At 62.2% G+C, this 18701-nt stretch carries 14 protein-coding genes; 5 read left to right on the top strand and 9 right to left on the bottom strand.

The genetic code is table 11. The features are described 5' to 3' along the window. Positions 1-492: 492 nt before the first annotated feature. Positions 493-945, bottom strand: coding sequence for a DUF1489 family protein (locus ACE3PR_RS17690; protein ID WP_374374665.1), 453 nt, complete (start codon positions 943-945; stop codon positions 493-495). Positions 946-955: 10 nt separating this feature from the next. After that, positions 956-1498: an isochorismatase family protein gene (locus ACE3PR_RS17685; protein ID WP_374374662.1), complete on the bottom strand. Its 543-nt coding sequence runs from the start codon at positions 1496-1498 to the stop codon at positions 956-958. Between the two features lie 173 nt (positions 1499-1671). Between ACE3PR_RS17685 and ACE3PR_RS17680 the strand changes: the two genes are divergently transcribed. Then, positions 1672-3435, top strand: a complete 1764-nt coding sequence (locus tag ACE3PR_RS17680) for a DEAD/DEAH box helicase (RefSeq protein WP_374374660.1) — start codon at positions 1672-1674, stop codon at positions 3433-3435. A gap of 17 nt (positions 3436-3452) precedes the next feature. Here the strand turns inward: ACE3PR_RS17680 and ACE3PR_RS17675 are convergent, their stop codons facing one another. The 6 genes from ACE3PR_RS17675 to ACE3PR_RS17650 form a co-directional block, all read right to left on the bottom strand. Then, positions 3453-5087 carry a Na/Pi cotransporter family protein gene (locus ACE3PR_RS17675; protein WP_374374656.1) on the bottom strand — a complete coding sequence of 545 codons (1635 nt, stop codon included), beginning with the start codon at positions 5085-5087 and terminating at the stop codon, positions 3453-3455. 109 nt (positions 5088-5196) lie between these two features. Then, positions 5197-6939: a putative 2-aminoethylphosphonate ABC transporter permease subunit gene (locus ACE3PR_RS17670; protein ID WP_374374654.1), complete on the bottom strand. Its 1743-nt coding sequence runs from the start codon at positions 6937-6939 to the stop codon at positions 5197-5199. After that, complete coding sequence (locus tag ACE3PR_RS17665) at positions 6932-8023, bottom strand: putative 2-aminoethylphosphonate ABC transporter ATP-binding protein (protein ID WP_374374652.1); 1092 nt, start codon at positions 8021-8023, stop codon at positions 6932-6934. The genes ACE3PR_RS17670 and ACE3PR_RS17665 overlap by 8 nt, the downstream gene beginning before the upstream one ends. A gap of 87 nt (positions 8024-8110) precedes the next feature. After that, positions 8111-9175, bottom strand: coding sequence for a putative 2-aminoethylphosphonate ABC transporter substrate-binding protein (locus ACE3PR_RS17660; protein ID WP_374374650.1), 1065 nt, complete (start codon positions 9173-9175; stop codon positions 8111-8113). A 203-nt stretch (positions 9176-9378) separates the two neighbouring features. Then, complete coding sequence (locus ACE3PR_RS17655) at positions 9379-10881, bottom strand: leucyl aminopeptidase (RefSeq protein ID WP_374374649.1); 1503 nt, start codon at positions 10879-10881, stop codon at positions 9379-9381. A gap of 73 nt (positions 10882-10954) precedes the next feature. Continuing rightward, the gene (locus ACE3PR_RS17650; protein WP_374374647.1) at positions 10955-14068 is read right to left on the bottom strand and encodes a phosphoenolpyruvate carboxylase; all 3114 of its coding nucleotides are present in this window, start codon (positions 14066-14068) and stop codon (positions 10955-10957) included. Positions 14069-14351: 283 nt separating this feature from the next. Here ACE3PR_RS17650 and ACE3PR_RS17645 point away from each other — a divergent pair, with 283 nt between their 5' ends. Then, complete coding sequence (locus tag ACE3PR_RS17645; protein ID WP_374374644.1) at positions 14352-14945, top strand: CHAP domain-containing protein; 594 nt, start codon at positions 14352-14354, stop codon at positions 14943-14945. On the opposite strand, the gene ACE3PR_RS17640 is transcribed toward ACE3PR_RS17645, so the two are convergent. After that, on the bottom strand, positions 14942-16000 hold the full coding sequence (locus tag ACE3PR_RS17640) for an NAD-dependent epimerase/dehydratase family protein (RefSeq protein ID WP_374374641.1): 1059 nt from the start codon (positions 15998-16000) through the stop codon (positions 14942-14944). The two genes, ACE3PR_RS17645 and ACE3PR_RS17640, sit on opposite strands and share 4 nt — an antisense overlap. A gap of 36 nt (positions 16001-16036) precedes the next feature. On the opposite strand from ACE3PR_RS17640, the gene ACE3PR_RS17635 reads away from it, so the two are divergent. From ACE3PR_RS17635 to ACE3PR_RS17625, 3 genes are all read left to right on the top strand, one after another. Next, positions 16037-16588, top strand: coding sequence for an ABC transporter substrate-binding protein (locus ACE3PR_RS17635; protein WP_374374639.1), 552 nt, complete (start codon positions 16037-16039; stop codon positions 16586-16588). 150 nt (positions 16589-16738) lie between these two features. Beyond that, positions 16739-17044, top strand: a complete 306-nt coding sequence (locus ACE3PR_RS17630; RefSeq protein ID WP_374374637.1) for a copper resistance protein CopC — start codon at positions 16739-16741, stop codon at positions 17042-17044. Between the two features lie 10 nt (positions 17045-17054). Further along, positions 17055-18701, top strand: coding sequence for a copper resistance D family protein (locus ACE3PR_RS17625; RefSeq protein WP_374374635.1), 1647 nt, complete (start codon positions 17055-17057; stop codon positions 18699-18701).

The following is an 18701-nucleotide window of genomic DNA, read 5'->3' as shown; positions in this document are numbered from 1 at the left end:
CCAACACGACGCTAACCAATTGATCCGTCGCAAAACACGTTTCGTCTTACTGCATAACGAGATCCAACCAATCATCCAGCCAAGTTACCCCAGCCAAACAATCGACCTTCTCTCTACAGAAACACGCAAGGCTTCGCGACAATCTCTCGAGCATAAACCCTAAAGACCCGCCGCCCGCGTATCCCTTCTGACTTCTATACTTGTCAAACAGCTTGGCACCCTAGTCGCGCGCCATTCGCCAGCCCGACTCGGCTGGCGCGACCGCCCACTATAATGATGCCGGATTGGCGATTCAAGCACTGATGGAACCTAAGTTCCGTCTCGAACCACCGCCTCGATCCAGGGCCTTTCGGCCACCGGTTTCGAACCAGGACCGTGCGGCCCCGTTCGGTGGGCGGCTTATAGGCGAGTCGGATCGGAGAGTGCAAGCACAAAAAAAATGGCCATGACAAATTTCCGACGGCACGCACATTTTTCGAAGACAAATCGCGCCTAAAGCAGTCCAAGCCCCCGCAATTCCTGGCGCAATTCCGCCGGCAATTCCTCTTCCGCCAAAGCATGCGCGAGAGCCGCGCGCTGATCCGGTCGATCGGCCGGCGCATCCTCCGCCTCCAGATAGCGCCAGCCCTGAAATGCTCGACGGGGGTGCATTTCCGTCACGATCACGGTGGGGTCGTAGACGATGGCGCAATAGGGTTTGCCCGCTTCGTCTTCCACCTCGTCGAGACGCAGGATGCGATGGCGCACGCAGAGCTGGCCACGAATGACCCAATAGAGCGAACCGCCATCCAGGACCTCATCGGCGCGGCGTGGGAAAGAGCGCGTCCAATGGCTGTCCTCGAGGGGCTTCTTGCCGCGGCGCTTGGCCGCCATTTCCTCGCGGTAACGCACGAGTTCGGCGATGCTGTCGATCCCGACGCAGAGCTTTACCAGATGAACCGTCATGGGATGTCCGTCAGCGAATCAATGTCGAAACGGCCCTGAAAGCCGGATCCGCGGCACTGCGCAGCCACTCGAACAGCACCATTTCGGTGCTGACAATCTCGATCCCGGCCCGGGCCGCCCGGTCCAAAGCGAGAGCGCGGTTTGCGAGACTGCGCGAGGAAACCGCATCCGCGACGATCACCACCTCGTGCCCTGCCCCCTTCATCTCCAAAGCCGTCTGCAACACGCAGACATGCGCCTCGGTGCCACAAATGACCGTCTCGCGGTTGCCGTGCTCGGTCAAAGCCGTCCGCAAGGCATGATTGGCGAAACAGGAGAATTCCAACTTTTCAAAGACTTGATTGCCGCCGGCATGGGGCAGAAGGCTCGGCAAGGTATGGCCCAGACCATGCGGATATTGCTCGGAAATCATCACTGGAACTGCCAGTTTATGCGCCGCTTCCAACAGGATACGGCAGTTCCGCTCCACCCCCTCGATGCCGTCGATGGCTGGTGCCAGGCGCTCCTGCACATCGACGACTAATAATTGAGATCTGGCCCGCTCCAACAACATCACAGAGACTCCGAAACACGCGGAATTGAAGGCATTTCCGACAGCATAGTGTGTCCATTGGATTGACAAAAGCCAGCATCTCTCTATAGTCCGCGCGAATTCTGCGGCGGTCGCCCGGGTGCCGATGGCGGCCGCTTTGCTTGTTGAGATCGGCCCCCTTTTTTCGAGACATCATGGGTTTTTCCGATCTGGGGCTCAGCCCCGAGCTACTCCGCGCCGTATCCGAAGCCGGCTATAACGATCCCACACCGATTCAGGCCCAGGCCATTCCGACGGTCCTGATGGGGCGTGACGTTCTGGGCTGTGCGCAAACGGGCACCGGCAAGACGGCTTCCTTCACCCTGCCGATGATCGACATCCTGGCGAACGGCCGCGCCAAGGCGCGCATGCCGCGTTCGCTGATCGTCGAACCGACCCGCGAACTCGCGGCGCAGGTGGCGCAGAACTTCGAGAAATACGGCAAGTACCATAATCTGAAGCATGCCCTGATCATCGGCGGCGAAGGTTTCGCCGATCAGGAAGCCAAGCTGATGAGCGGCGTCGATGTGCTCATCGCGACGCCGGGCCGCCTGCTCGATCTCTTCGATCGCGGCAAGATCCTGCTGATCGACACCAAGATTCTGGTGATCGACGAAGCCGACCGCATGCTGGACATGGGCTTCATCCCCGATGTCGAGCGTATCGTCAGCATGTTGCCGAAGATCCGCCAGACCCTGTTCTTCTCGGCCACCATGGCGCCCGAGATTCGCCGCCTGTCCGACGCGTTCCTGATGAACCCGAAGGAGATCACGGTGTCGGCGCCGGCGACGACCGCCACCACCGTGACCCAGGGCCTGGCCGTCATCGATGAGATGGACAAGCGCGAAGCCCTGCGCCGCCTCATTCGTGCCGAGAACGTCGACAACGCGCTCATCTTCTGCAACCGCAAGGTCGATGTCGACATCCTCTACAAATCGCTGACCAAGCATGGCTTCAAGGCCGTGCGCCTGCATGGCGACATGGCGCAATCCGCGCGTGGCGAGACGCTCGCCATGTTCAAGCGCGGCGAAGCTTCGCTCATGGTTTGCTCCGACGTGGCGGCACGCGGCATCGATATCGCCGGCCTCACCCATGTCTTCAATTTCGACACGCCGATCCATGCCGAGGATTACGTGCATCGCATCGGCCGTACCGGCCGCGCCGGCCGCGAAGGCCGCGCTTTCACCTTCGCCACCCCCTATGACGGCAAGCATGTGGCGGCGATCGTGAAGCTGATCGGCAAAGAGATTCCGCTCATCACCATCGAGGGCTTCGAGAATCAGCCCTTCGCCGAAGGCGATGGCCGCGGCCGTGGCCGTGGTGGCCGCAACGCGCGTCCGACCGGCCGTGATCGTGCGCGCCGCCCCGAACGCTCGGATCGCCCGGAACGCAGCGAGCGGCCGGAACGCGAGAGCGCCGCGCTGCCCTTGGCCGTCGTACCGGAGATCGATCCCGTCATCGCTGCGGCGGATTCAGATACAAGGCCGGCGAAAGCCCCGCGCACCCGCCGCCGCCGCGGTGCGCCCAGAATCGAATCGGGGGCCGAAGCCGGCGCGGACGTGCAGACCGATTCCGCCGCGATCATCGAAGCTGCCATTCCGCATCCCAGCGAGCAGCTACATCGCCACGACATTCTCGAGGCGAGCACCGCCCTCCCCGTCCTCACCGAGGTTACGGAGCGCCCCGCGCCGCGCGAGCGCCGCAGGGACCGTGAGCGGAAGGAAAAGGCACCGGCCCTTAGCCCCGTGCAGCAGCATGACAGTCATAACCGCCATGACACCACCACCACGACCGCGCCGCATCAGGATGACGATGCCAGCCTGGTTGCGGGTCATGGCTTTGGCGATCATCTGCCGGCCTTCTTGCGCCGACCGGTGCGCCTCCCCTCCAGCGACCGCCGCACGGGTACGGGCAAGTAAGCCTATTTTGGCCTTGCCTACTTCAATCGCGTGGGGCTGAGTTCGCCGGCCGCTTCCAGAAGCGGCTGGGCGACGATGGCGAGATGCGAGTTGATGCGCTTCAAATCGCGCAGGATGTCGAGATGCAGCGACGAAGTCTGCAGGCTCTCGATCCGGCCCGAGCGCAGCCGCCCCAGGTGATTCTCCGCCGCTGAACGTTCCATTTCGCGGAACAACTGCTTTTCCTCGAACAATTGCCGCGCCAGCTTGAGATCGCCCGACATGAAGACGTTCATGGCGAGTTCCAGATTGTGCGTCAGGCGCTCGTGAATCTGGTCGAGCTCGCGCGTGCCCTCCGGCGAGAATTGCAGTTGGTACTTCACCTTCTTCGCGGCGAGTTCCATCAGGTTCTTGTCGACGATGTCGCCGATATGCTCGAGATTGGTGATGAAGGTGATGAGGTCGACGACGCGCTTCTGATCCGCAGGATCCATCAATTCGCGGCTGACCTGCGTCAAATACAGCTTGATCGCCTCGTTCAACCGGTCGATCTGGGTATCGAGGTCGCTCACCTGCTTGATGAGGCGGCGATCGTCGCTGCGGAATACTTCCAGCGATTGCCGCAGCATTTGTCCCACCAGATCGCCCATGCGCAAAGCCTCGCGCCCCGCATTGGCGAGCGCCACCGTCGGCTGATCGACCGGCGCGTGGGAAAGATAGCGCGGGCGGCCCGGATCATCGCCGACCGGCTGATCCGGCAGCAGACGGCCGGTCAGGCGCGCCACCGGTCCGGTGAAACCGATGAAGATCACCGCGAGCGCCAGATTGAAGGCGACGTGAAAATTCAGCGCCTGGCGCACCGGATCCGATTCCAGCATGGCGATATAAGGCTGGATGATCGTGATCAAGGGCAGGGCCGCGGCGACACCGATGGCGCGGAAGACGAGATTGCCGACGGGCACTCGGCGCGCTTCCGGCGGCTCGCCCGACGTGGCTAGAATCGGCATCACGGCGCTGCCGAGATTGGCACCGAGGATGAGCGCAAAGCCGAGATCGATCGGCACCAGATCCTTGGCCATGAAGCTGATGACCAGCAGCACGATGGCAAGACTGGAGGTGGACAGCACGGTGAGAACCGCGCCGACGATGACTCCAAAGACCGGCGCATCGGTCATGACTCGCAGCAGCAGCGGCAAAAGCGGCGCGTCGCGGATTGGCTCGGCCGCATCGGTGATGAGATGGAGGCCGAGGAGCGCGATGCCGAGCCCGACGATGGCGCGGCCGAGATCGCGCACCTTGGAATCCTCGAACTTGTTGAACATCACCCAGCCGATGACGATCAGCAGCGGCGAGATCCAGCCCACCTTGAAGGAATAGGCCTGGGCCACCAGGCTGGTGCCGAGATCGGCGCCCAGCATCACGGCGAGCGCGCCGCCGGTCGTTACCAGCTTGCGAGAGGCGAAACTGGCCGAGAGCAAAGCCGTGGCGCTGGAGGATTGCAGCAGACAGGTGATGCCGAGACCCGAGAGGAAGGCCGAGAATCGATTGGCGGTGGCGCGGCTGAGACTCTGGCGGAGCTTGGCACCATAGGCGCGCAGCACCCCCGTCCTCACCATGCGCAAACCCCAAAGCAGAAGCGCCGCCGCGCCGAAAAGATTGAGCAGGAAGATCATGCCGAATGGGCCTCGATTCGAATTCTGTCATCAAATTGTAACATATCAGACGGATTCGCCCATCAACGCGGCCAGAACCGACATCTACGCTTGCGCTGGCGCCAAGTCTCTAACGCTGGCGCCAGGCCTGGGTTCGTTTGTGCAGGCGACGGACCAGGAGCGAGTGCAGCCCCTTCAGCACAGCCGAGGTCGCGACGATGACCATGCCCATGGCACAAGCCGAGGCCGTGTTGCCGGCATCGTCCGTGTTGATGGCGTTGATCGACATGAGCTTGGTATCGGCCGAATAGAGAAAGATGACGGCCGAGACCGTGGTCATCGCATTGACGAAGAAATAGACGCTGATGTCGAGAATGGCCGGCAGGCAGACCGGCACGGTCACCCGCCAGAAGGTGCGATAGAGCGGCACCTTGAGCGAAGCGGAGACGGCCTCGAATTCGGCATCGACCTGCTTCAGCGCCGTTACCGCGGTGAGATGGCAGACCGTGTAGAAATGGCAGATCGTGTTCACCACCAGGATGGTCATGGTGTTGTAGATCAGGCCTAGCGGATTGCCGGGGGCATTAAAGAAGAAGATATAGGCCAGGCCCAGCACGATACCGGGCACCGCGAGCGGCACCATGGCGACGAGATGCAACGCGGAGCGGAGTCCCTTGGCCCCCCGGCTCTTCTCGGTGAGATAGGCGCCGGTGAACACGATGGTGGTGCCGATGACGGCGACCAGCGCCGCCATGCGAAGGCTGTTGAAATATGGTCCCCAGCCATCCGTGCCGAGGCGGGTGAAGTCATACCATTTCAGCGTCGGCACCAGCTTGTAGGGCCAGAACGTGATGATCGAGCCCAGGAACGCCATGCCGAGAATGATGAGAAGGCCGGCAGCGATCAGGCAGGTGATGATCAGAAAGGCCCGATCAGTCGCCGGCCGCGGTCGCGGCTGGAACGGCACGGCGCGAGCCGAAAGCAAAGCCACCTGGCGGCGCTGCACCAGCCGATCGACAGCGAAGGAAATCACCGCCGGAAACAGCAGCAGCAGGCCGACGACGGCGCCCATCTGGAAATTGAACTGGCCGATCACCTGGCGATAGACGTCGGTGGCCAGCACATTATAGGAGCCGCCGATCACCTTCGGCACGCCGAAATCGGTGAAGATCAGCGTGAAGACCACCATGGCAGCGCTGATCAGGCCGTAGCGGCAACCGGGCAAGGTGACCGTCATGAAGATCCGGAACGGGCTGGCGCGGAGCGAATCCGCTGCTTCATAGAGCCGCTGATCGGCCACCGAAAGCGCCGTCACCAGAATCATCAAGGCGTGCGGAAAGGCGAAGAACACTTCGCCGATGATGATGCCGATCGGCCCATAGATCTCGTGCCCCATCAGCGCGCCCTTGAAGATGCCCTGATTGCCGAAGAGATAGATCAGCGCCAGGCCCGGCAGCAAAGAGGGTGCCAGCAAGGGCACCAGGGCGACCGCCCGAAGAACCCCGCGCATCGCCATGCAGGTCCGTGTCAGCGCATAGGCATAGAGAAAGGCCAGGAAAATCGTGATGACGGTTCCCAGGATGGAAACCGTGAAGGTGTTGACGAGCGATTGCGTCAGCGCGGGATCGGCAAAGTAGCGCGCAAAATTGGTGAGGCCGATAAAGTTCTTGTCCTTGTCCTCAACGCTTTTGATGAGCAGCGTATAGAGCGGCAGAATGAGGACGATGATGAAATAGATCCCGAGCAGCGCAATCGCACCGCGCATGACCCAATCCTCGGCTCCCGCCTGCGGGCGGATGCGCGGCGGCCGGTTCCTCGCGGGTTTGAAGTTGGTGGCGAGTGGCGTCAACGGTGCCAAAGTGGCGTCAGACATGCGACTCAACCTGGAACAGACGCAGCCTTTCCACCGGCAGGGCGATGGTGATTTCCTGCCCGGGCTCGAGGGCGAGATCGCGCATGGCGTTGATCGAGAAATCCGCTTTCAAGTGGCTGCCGCCCTCGACAACCAGTTCGGCGCGGCAGAACGAGCCCAAGAATTCCATATGGTCGATTTTGACCTTGAGGGTGTTGTTCTGGCCCGCGGCGACGTTGCGGATCTGAATATCCTCCGGCCGCACGCAGAGGGCGGATTTGCCGCTGTCGCGCACGGCCTGTTCACTGGAGGGCATGAGAAACTCGGTTGTCCCATAGCGGACGCGGTCGGTGGAAACACGCTCGACCGGCAGGAAATTCATCTGGCCGACGAAATCGGCGACGAAGGCGGTCTTCGGATGGCGATAGACATCGAGCGGCGTGCCGACCTGTTCGATGACGCCTTGGTTCATGACGACGATGCGATCGGCGATGGCCAGGGCCTCTTCCTGATCGTGGGTTACCATGATCGTCGTGACCTTGAGCTTGCGCTGCAATTCCTTCAATTCGCCGCGCAGATGCTGGCGGACGCGCGCATCGAGCGCCGATAATGGTTCGTCGAGCAGCAACAAACCCGGCGACATGGCAAGCGCGCGGGCCAATGCCACGCGCTGCTGCTGGCCGCCGGAAAGCTGGCTCGGGAATTTCGGTTCCTGGCCGCGGAGGCCGACAAGTGCGAGCAGTTCCGCGACCCGGGAATCGACTTCCGCCTTCGGCCGCTTGGTGCTGACCAAGCCATAGGCGACATTCTCGGCGACGCTCAAATTGGGAAAGAGCGCATAGGATTGAAAGACGATGCCGAAATCGCGCTGTGCTGGCGGCAGCGCCGAGATGTCGCGACCGGCTTGGAAGATCCGACCGGATGTCTGGATGTCGAGACCGGCAATCGCGCGGAGCAAGGTCGTCTTGCCGCAACCGGATGGCCCCAGAAAGCAGACGAACTCGCCGGAATTGATTTCCAGCGAAACGTCGTTCAGCGCCTGAAAGGCGCCGAAATACTTGCTGACATGATCTATGCGCAGATACGCACCGTCACCCGTGGACATGCGGCTACTCCCCGGCAATCTTCTTGTTGGCAAAGCGAAAGCGGCACCGCCCATTCAGGCGGTGCCGCATCGAGCTTGGAACGACGATCAGCTCTTGGGCTGATCCTTCGAGCCGTAGCGCTTCTGCCATTCGGTCAGGATGGCTTCACGGTTCTTCGCCGCCCATTCGAAGTTGTTGGGCGAGAGCATCAGATCCTGCTCGTTGGCCGGATAATTCTCCGGCAGGGTCGCTTCAACATCCTTGCGCGCCAACACCTGGTAATAGCCGTTGTAAAGCTTGTTGGCCTCCGCGCTGGCGGCGAAATCGGCAATCTTCTTGGCGGCATCGAGCTTGTCGGTGCCCTTCATGATCGCCGTCGCTTCCATCTCCCAGCCCAAGCCTTCGCTGGGCAGGATGACTTCAAGCGGCGCACCGTCATTGATCAGCTTCACGCCCGGATAGGAGAACGAGATGCCGAGCGGATATTCGCCGGCGCCCACCGCCTTGCAGGGCTTGGAGCCGGAATGCGTATAGCTGTTCATGTTGGCATGAAGAGCGTCCATGTATTCCCAGCCGCCCTTTTCCCCGAACATCTGCAGCCAGGCCGCGACCGAGAGGAATCCGGTGCCGGAAGAACCCGGATTCGGCATCACGATATGGCCGGCATAGATCGGGTTCAGCAGATCCTTCCAGCTGGTCGGCTTGGGCAAGCCAAGCTTTTCCGCTTCGGCCGTGTTGAAGCAGATGGCCGAGGCCCAGGCGTCCATGCCGATCCAGGTCGGCGTATCGGTCCGGCGATCCTTGAAGTCGTCTTTGATTTGATCGTAGCCTTCCGGCTTGTAGCCATCCAGCATGCCTTCGTTGTCGAGCACCATCAGCGAGCTGGCGGCGAGGCCCCAGATCATATCGGCCTGACGATTATCTTTTTCGGCGAGCAGGCGCGCGGTGATGACGCCGGTCGAGTCACGCTGCCATTCGATCTTGATCCCCGGATTGGCGGCCTCGAAAGCCTCCTTGTAGGGGGGCATCTGTTCTTCTTCGATCGCGGTGTACACCTTCACCACGACATCTTCGGCGACAGCCGGCGCGCTGGCGAAACCAATTGCCGTCACCCCGCTCAAAGCCGCCATACCCATAAGCGCCAAACGGCGCGAAATCGTTTCTTTTTTCATCGACTCATCCTTCCCTGTGTAGGACCGCCCAGCGCGGCGCCCGGAAATTGGCGACGATCTGCGCAGTCCGGATGATGCTTTGGTTACAATTCCGCGTCATCCAGTTCTTTGCCTATGAGTGGCATGGGTAAATTCTATAGAAAGCATCGATAGGTCGGGTCTTTATTTATATAAATCAATATATTAGTTGACCTCCATGGCGTTTAATTGCCGCTTTCCCGGCGCGCCACAAACTCCTCCAGAAGCTGCACGGCGAAGCCGGTGGCCCCCGCCGGCCCGATCGGATCGTCCTTGGGCCGGAATTCCTTGCCCGCGATATCGAGATGCGCCCAGGGGCGGCCGTCGACGAATTGCTTCAGCAATGCGGCGGCATGGGCCGCATCGGCGGATTCCGAATCCTCGGCATGATGCTTGATGTCGGCAATCTTGGACTCGAGATGTGTGTCGTAGTCCTTGTCGAGCGGCAAGCGCCAGAAGCGCTCGTTCACCGCCTGGCCCACAGCCAGCAATTCCTGCGCGAGGCTATCATCCGTGGCGAAGAGACCGGCAAAGACCGTGCCCAACGCGGCCTGCACGGAGTAAGTCAGGGTCGCCAGATCGATGATCGAGCGCGGCTTGAAACGAGAGGCCGTGTAATAAAGCGCGTCGATCAGAACCAGACGGCCTTCCGCATCGGTATCCAGCATTTCAATGGTGCGCCCGGCCATCGTTTTGACGATGTCGCTGGGCTTGAACGAGGTGCCCGAGGGCATGTTCTCGACCAGGCCGACGACGCCCACGGCATGCACCTTGGCCTTGCGCTCGGCCAGCGCTCGCATCAGCCCCATGACGGCGGCGCCGCCAGCCATATCGCCCTTCATGTCGAACATGGCATTGCCTCGCTTCAGGCACAGGCCACCTGAATCGAAGCAGACACCCTTGCCGACGAAAGCCAGCGGGCCAGCCTTGCCGGGGCGTGCCCCTTCATATTGCAGGACCAGGAGCCGTGGCGGGCGCGCCGAACCCTTGCCGACCGACAGCAGCGCATTCATGCCGAGGCGTGCCATCTGCCTTTCGTCCAGTGCTTCGACCTTGATGCCGAGGGCGGTGAGCGCCTTGGCGCGCGCGACGAAACTCTCCGGGTAAAGCTCATTGGGCGGCTCGTTGGTGAGGTCGCGCGCGAACTCGACCCCGGTCGCGATTGCCGCCGGCCGCTTGGACGCCTTCTCCGCCGCCGCCGGCTGGCTGACGACCAGATCAAGACCGGTGAGGGGATCCGGCCGATCCTCCTTCTTCTCGGTGAAGAAGCGGTCGAAACGGTAATTGCGCAGACGGACACCGCAGGCTAGCTCGGCAGCCAGATGTGCCTCGTCCAGCTTGACTCCTGTGGGATGGTCGACCAGCAGGGTCGCCTTCACCTCGCGTTCAGCGAGGAGATGCGCGGCAAGGGCGCCGCCGCAACTGCGCGCGACCTGGAAGGTCAGTTCCTTGGGCGAGCCAAGACCCAGCAGGACAATGCGGCGGGCCTTGAGGCCGGTCGGCGCAATGAGGTCCAGGATCTCGCCCTTCTTGGCCTTGAAACGAGGACTGCCGAGCGCACGGGTAATGGCGCCACCGCAGGCCCGGTCGAGCGCCGCGGCGCGCGTCCCCAGCTTGCGGTCATCGGCCAGAAGCAGGGCCAGAACCGGCGCATCGGCAGCCGGCTTCGAGACAAAAGCGATCTTCATATCCATTCCCCCAAGCGTGTGATGCCAATAGCAATAACACGCCGGGGGGATGGGTCGGCAAGGATGGGCTAGATCATCCCATGGCGCCGACGGTATGGATGATTCCGGAACTCAGGCGACGGACCAGGGTATAGAGCCCGGCGATAGGACCAAAAATCGCCTGATGCTCGCGTTCATAGGTCTGACTCCAATCGCCCACATAGGTCGCCGCCTCGCCGAAATCGCCCTCGAAACGCAGTTGTTCGACCTTGGGGAAGATCGAGGTGAGCTTGCGCATGGCGTCGTCGATCTCGAGGTGGAAAATCTTTGAAATGAGCTGACCCCGGGTAATGTTGTGCTGGTCCGAGAAGTCGGGGATATGCGCGCTGAGCGTGAAGACTCGCATGATGAGTGCGATGCGCAGGCCATGCATCAGGCGGAGATCTTGACGCGCTTCCTCGCTGATCTTCGGTCCCGGCAGACCAACCAGGGCAAGGCCGTCGCGCAGATCCAGCATATCGCGCTGGAAGATGCGATAGATCCTGGCGAGCGGCTCGTAGATCTTTTCGCCTTCGAGATGTTCGGCCACATGCCGGAGCTCGGCGGCCGCCGTTGGGTCCTTCGCCTGATAGGCACGCGAGAGCCATTGGCCGGGGTCGAAGAGATCGACATAACATTTAAGCGCTTCGAGATCGGTGAAGGCCAGGGCCCATTCGACCATGCCCATCAGGCGCCGGCAGCGCGGCGAGGATTTGTAGAGCCGCTGGAAGCGTTCCGGATCGCGGGCGATCGCCTGCCCCACCCCACCCAAAGTATTCGCGAAATAACCGAGCTGCTGCAGGATGCCGTTATGCGGAATGGCACGCATCTGCGAAGGATGGGTGAGATTGACGCGCTGGGCCAGGCCTTCATGCTCGCGCTTCACCGGACGTGAGCCGCTGATGAAGAGCAGATTGCCGCCAAAGGTATCCAGCAAGGCGGCATAGGCCGGGTCATCCATCACCGCCTCATTGAAGCGGCGGATGGTGATGAAGAATTCCTTGACGTAATCCTCGTCCTGCCGATAGGCGGGATCGGATCCGATGTCGTCCATCGGAATGGGCAGCATGTATTCGAGAATCCGCGTCACCGATGCAAGCGCGATGTCCGGCGTGATGAAATAGAGATAGCCGTCGCCGCCCTGGAAACTGGTTTCCTCCTTCACCCGGATGCCGGCCTGGGCGAAATGCTGGCGGCTCACCGGCGAGGCGACATATTCCAGCCTCGCCTCGAAATTCTCCGGATGACCGCCACGGCCGATCGACTCACCATGGGTGTCGAAGATCACCAGTTCGATGTCGTCGAAGCCGCGCTGTCGCATGAGATCGGCCAATTTCAGGCGCAGCCATTCGACCGAGATCGCCGCCACCGTCTGGCCGAGATGCCGGCCCGCATCGGAAAAACCAGTCTGGATGCAGAGCCGCCCGCGCTTGCGCACATAGGCGGCATAGCTCGGGTTCTGCAGGCATTCGTCGATCACGCGCACGCCGCGCTCGAAAGCCTTGGTGGTTTCGAACAAGGGCGAGATGTCGACCTTGTTCTCGACCCCGAACAGCTTGGCAAAATAGAGCGCCGAGAGGAGCGTCAGCGGCGATTCCGTTTCGGCGATCAGAAAACGCACCGGCACGTTGGCATCGATATATTTCAGCATCTTGGCGACGATCATGAAGAGCCGCTTCGCCGAGGTGCGTTCCGCCAGGATCGATGCAAAATTGATCTGCACCGGCTTCACGTCCCGCAGCAGCTTGGCGATCGCCGACATGTAAGAGCGCTTGTGCGCCGGATCGTCCGGCGCGGTTTCCATGCCGATCAGTTTGCGGATCGCGTTGTGGATCTGCACGGCGTTGAGGCGCACATGGGTATGCGCCATGCCGAGACCATGATTGGAAATCTCGGCGCGGAGGATGATCAGTTGCCGGCGGTGCTCGGCCTTGTCGGACAAAGCCAATGCCCGCTCAATGAGTTCCAGCAATTGCGCCGCGTCGATCAGCCTGAGGTCGCGCCCCTCATGCATGCGCTTGGCGATGCGGCGCACTTCCTCGGCCCAGGCGGCAGGGGATTCGCCCTCCTTCTTGCCGCCCTGGAAGACATCGATCTCGTCCTCGGCTTCCTTGATCGCGAGTGCCAGACGGCTCTCCAGCAATTCCATGAGATGCTGAAGCTCGACCTGGGCGCGCCGGCCACCGAGTTCGGCACGCAAGGCTTCGACCGCGCGCATATAGCGCCGCAATTGCAGCACCTGAATCTTCAGGCGCTTGAACAGCGTGTCGCTCCATTTGATGTCGGAGCGGCCATCGAGATCGTAACCGACCCAGCTCGCCACCGTGATGAGGCGCGGCGAGAGCTGTTCCCATTCATCCGGGTAGTGCTCGGCTGCGACTTCAAGAGCGATCTCGTAGGCGCGGCGCAGCGCTGTCTGGATATTGGCGATCGCCGCTACCGACATGTCGTGCTCATAGGCAAGATCGAGGGGTTGCGGTGGGCGGTGTTCGACCGCGCGCATGTCGCCCAGAATCTTGCGCCGCCGCGCCGGCGAAAGCTTGCCGCCATCGGCATCCCGGTTGAGGCCGAGTTCCGCCAGCAGCCGCACCATCTCATGCGACTGGCTGAAGGTCGGATGCGCGGTGATGACGATGCCGAACAATTCCCGCTCGACCGCCGCCTTGAAGCTGGCAAAGGAAATGCGCTTCGCCTTCCCCACCCCACCCGGCCGCCGCGACCCGGCAGCCAGAGCTTGAAAGGCCGCGCGCAGCCGCGCCTCGTTGCGCTTCGGGTCGCATTCGCCGAGATAAGTACCAAGGCGCTCGGCACGATGGGCAAAACCGGCCGCGGTCAGTTCCTGGATCAGCGTTTCGATACTGCCGAGTGTCAGTTGGCCCTTCTCCAGCCGCTTGCCCACTTCGAGTGCCAGGAGCTTCACTGAATTGCCGAAGGGATTGCGCTCGCGCAAGCCAGCGAGGTCACCGAACACGGATTTGAGATCGCGCTCGGCTTTCGACACATCGAAAGAGCGGTCGAGCGGGAACATCCGCTCAAGCGGCTTCAGGCCCGGTTCCAGGGCGGAGCGCGTGCCGGCGGAACCTTTGACGGTGGGTTTGCGCAAGGTTGCCTTCACCCGCAATGCCAGCGCAGCATCGCCGCCCGTCCCTGCCCGCTTCGCATTCCGCATGCTCCCTCCAACGCCTGATCTTTTGATTTTGGACAAATCAGCCTACAGCCTCTGAATGCAGCTGCAAAAGTATTTTTGTGCAGCGCAACATAATATCAAATTGCCGTCTCGCGGCCCTGTTCCGGCCAGCCCAGATGCGGCCGCATGGAGGCCCCTCTCCAGCCGCGCGTCCCGATACATTTTGGTGACCTGCCCTCATCCTAATGGGGGCGTGACTTGCCACTGTCTCATTTTCGACTAGCATGATTGCGAGAACGCCACGAATCGAGTTGATGCGGGAAACATGCGGAAACAGGCCACTTCCTCATCCTGGGTGATGCGCGGGACGATGTCGGCGCTGACGGCGGTCGGCTTGGCCGCCTGCAGTCCGACACTTGAGCCGCCCCAGGTCGAGCCACGCTATTCCGGCGTCTTCCTCGACATTACCGGACCGACTTACAGCCGGCCGACCGCGCCCTATACCGGCAACATGCAATGCGTGCCCTATGCCCGGCTGGTCTCCGGCATCGAGCTATACGGGGATGCCTTCACCTGGTGGGAAGGCGCCAATGGCCGCTATCAGCGCGGGGCCCTGCCCGCCCCCGGCGCCGTGCTGGTCCTTGACCAGACCGACCGGCTGCGCAGCGGCCATGTCGCCGTGGTGACGCAAGTGCTCAACTCCCGCGAGATCCTGGTCGACCATGCCAATTGGTTGCCCGGCCAGGTCGTCCAAGGCCAGGCCGTGTTCGATGCCTCGCCTGCCAATGACTGGACCATGCCCCGTTTCTACAATGTCGAGGCCGGCGTCTATGGCAGCGTCTATCCCGCGCGAGGATTCATCTACAACGTGGCGGCCAATACCAGCATGCCGCCACTGGTCTCGGGCCTCACGCCCTAAAGAGACACTTTCAATTTCCGGGTCAGGAGCCCGCGCCGATCGAGGTCCTTGATCGTATCGATCAGGGACTGGGCCAAGGGCCGACATTGCCAATGCAGTTCCGCCTGCGCCTTGCGGCAATCGAAGGCCATGGAAGAACGCGCGAGGCGCACGCCGGTCAAGGGCGCCATGGGCGGCTTCTTGGTCAGATTGGCGAGGCCCTCGCTCACCAGAGCCGAGACATAGGCCAGCCAATAGGGCACGCGCTGTCTGGGCATAGAAAGGCCGCTCAATCGGCCCAGTTCTTCAAGCAGATGAACAAGGCTGAGGTTTTCATGGCCGAGGATGTAGCGCTCGCCGATACGGCCGTATTGTGCCGCGAGGACATGGCCCAATGCCGCGTCACGCGCATCCACCAGATTGAAGTCGCAGGCGAGATAGGCCGGTGTCGTCCCGTTCAGGAAGCCCAGGATCATCTTGGTGGGCGGAGTCAGCGTAAGATCGCCGGGGCCGATCGGCATGGTGGGATTGACGATGACCACGGGAAGGCCCGATTGCGCCGCGTCGCGCGCCGCTTTCTCGGCACGGAATTTCGAGCGGCAGTAAGGACCCGGCACATCCTCCTCGCCATGATCCACGCGTTCGTCGATCAGGGCCGCCTGCGACATACGCGGCGCATTGATGTTCTTGAGGATCGATTCCGTCGAGGTGTAGACGAAACGGCCGACCTTGGCCGCGGCGGCGGCGTCGAGCACGCGCAAGGTGCCTTCGTAATTGACCGCGTGAAAGGTCCGGGGATCCGGCGCCCAGAGATTGGGATTGGCGGCCAGATGGAACACCGTATCGATTCCGAGGCAGGCCCGGTTGAGTGTTGCCTGATCCTGGATCGACCCACGTCGCATTTCGACATGGGGCGGCAGTGGATCGGCCTTGTGCGGCCAATCGGCGAGGTCGAGCACCCGCACCCGGTCGCCCCGCGCGGCGAGCAAGGACACCAGATGCCGGCCGATGAAGCCGCAGCCACCCGTTACCAGGACATGTTGCCCTGAGGAGGCCAGAGAGGGATGCTCAGTCATATGCCGTGATGTCCATTGCGTGGTAGTTCTGTTCTCATGTTCGATCGTCGATCTCTGGCCGCCGCCATTGCCGCCGCCACACTTCTGGCAGGTAGCGTCACCCCGGCCTGGGCGGACGCCGCAAGCTATATTCGCACCTTCTTCGACGCAACCATCGCCGCGCCGGAACCGGATACCGATTGCCGGCGCTTCGCCCCGCTGGCTCGCTTTGCGGCGGGCCAGCATTGGCGGCAATACGATGCCACTGACCGCACCTCGTTCGACACCGGCTTCTGCGGCCTTGTCCACGACGCCTTGGGACGCCTGAAGCACCGCTATCCCGACCTCGCGCTCAACGTCCTGGATAGCCATGCCGGACCGCGCGGCATGGCCTGGGTCCGGTCCAAGGCCCGCGCGGGTGGCGAGGATTGGCCGGTGGATTGGCTGGTGGGGGACCCGGACGGATCGCCTTATCTCGCCGATCTCAAGATCATGGGCGTCTCGCTCGCCATCATGCTGCGGAGCCTTGCCGTGACGGTCCCCAATTCCCAGCCCGCGACGGTCATCAAACCCTGGCGGCACGCGCTTGATCTCGCTTTGCCGCAGTGACCCTGGCCGCTGGCCAAAGGTGACTTCCGCCGCTTGGTCTGCTATGTAGCGGCAGCCAGTTCACGGCAGTCAGCGGGCGCTAAGGCATTGACCATGTGGCGAAATTTTAAAAGGATTTTTATCCTGGCGACGTTTGCCGTCGCTACGCCCATGCCTGCTTCAGCGCATGCCATCATCGTCAAATCGGAGCCGCAAGCCGGCGCCGTCCTTGCCGGACCTGAGATCGCCATTGCCTTCACCTACAATGTCCGCATCGATGCCGAACGGTCGAAACTGACCCTGATCGCCGCGGACGGAACCGCCCGCGATGTCGCGATTGTGCCCGACGAAGCGCCGGACATGCTGAAAGGGATCGCCGCCGGCATTGCGCCAGGCGCCTATGTTCTGCGCTGGCAGGTGCTGGCTTCCGACGGTCACATCACCCGGGGCGACGTCCCCTTCTCCATCGCACCCTGACACCCGCATCGTGGCACTGTTGCTCGACATTTTCGGGTTCCTCACCGTGCTGCTGGCGGGCTTCGGCCGCGCCGCGCAATGTTTCTATCTGGGATCGGTTCTATTCCTGGCCCTTCTGGCGCAGCCTTTGGCAGCGACGCTCGGCGCGGATGCGGATCGCATTGCCGCGCTGGCCCGCCGGATTGCCTTTTACGCCGTGGCCGTTCTGCTGGCCATTCTGGCCGTCAGCCTTTGGGCGCATGTCGTCATTCTGGCCGGCACCATCGACGGCGACTATGCGCACGCCATGGGCGGTTCCTATGCCCTGGCCCAGAGCGTGCGGATCGTGGCGGGATTCCTGGCGCTGGTCTTGCTCTGGCGGCAAAAATCACTGGGCGTCTTTCTGCCGGCGCTTGCGCTGGTCGATCTTGCCGCAGGCATGGCGACCTCGCATGCCGCGGCGCGGCTGGAGGACCAGGCGGTTCTGTTCCTGGCCACCGGCCTCCATCATGCCGGCGCCGCGATCTGGATCGGCGGCTTGCCGGCCTTTCTCGGCACGCTGAAGATGCTGCCGCAGGGCGCCGCCCTGGCCGCCGTGGCGCAGCGTTATTCGGCCATGTCGATGGCCGGTGTAGCGGCCATCCTCATATCCGGCTTGCTGATGCTGGTGTTCTATGTCGGCTCGACCGAAGCGGTGTATGGCACCGCCTATGGCATGATGCTTGGCACCAAGAGCATCCTGTTCGTCAGCCTCCTCGGGCTGGGTCTCTTCAACGCCCTCGCCGTGCGGCAATTGCAGAGCGGCTTCAGCACCGCATTGCCAAGGCTCAAACGTTTCGTCGAAGTCGAAATCGGGATCGGCATATCGATCCTGCTGGTCGCCGCCTCGATCACCTCGCTGCCGCCGGCGATCGATCTCGTTGAAGGCCGCGCGACGGCGCGGGACATCCTGGAACGGCTGGAGCCGCGCTGGCCCGCCTTGACCAGCCCGGACAAGGAAAGCCTCGCTTTCTATGAGGAACAACGCCAGATCCGCGCCGCCGAGGCGATCGGCGCCCAGCACATGCAGGCCTATGTTCCCGGCAGCGGCGTGCCCCTTCCCCGAAATGCCGAAGACATCGCCTGGTCGGAATACAACCACCACATCTCCGGCGTCTTCGTCCTGCTGATCGGAATCCTCGCTTTGGCCGAGAAAACCGGGCGCGCGCGCTGGGCGCGGCACTGGCCGCTGCTGTTCATCCTCATGGCCGGGTTCCTGTTCCTGCGCTCGGAAGCCGAAGGCTGGCCCTTCGGATCGCTGAGTCTGGGAGAAAGCCTGCGCGACCCGGAATACATCCAGCACAAGCTGTTCATGGTACTGATTACCGCCTTTGCCCTCTTTGAATGGAGCGTGCGGAGCGGAATCATGGCGCGGCGCTGGGCCAGTTACGTGTTTCCCCTGCTCTGTGCTGCGGGCGGTACGATGCTGCTCACGCATTCGCATTCGATCGCCAATGTGAGAGAGCTGCTGCTGCTCGAAATGACGCATCTGCCCATTGCCGTCCTCGGCATCTGGGCGGGCTGGACCCGATGGCTGGAATTGCGTATGGACGGCAGCGTGCAGCGCATCGGCGGCTGGTTGTGGCCCAGTTTCCTTGCCCTGGTGGGCATCATCCTTCTTCTTTATCGCGAGATTTAA

It is taken from the genome of Dongia sp., from assembly GCF_041909655.1.
Lineage (GTDB): Bacteria > Pseudomonadota > Alphaproteobacteria > Dongiales > Dongiaceae > Dongia.
The sequence above is the reverse complement of the archived record's forward strand: the minus strand, read 5'-3'. Positions and strand labels throughout refer to the sequence as shown.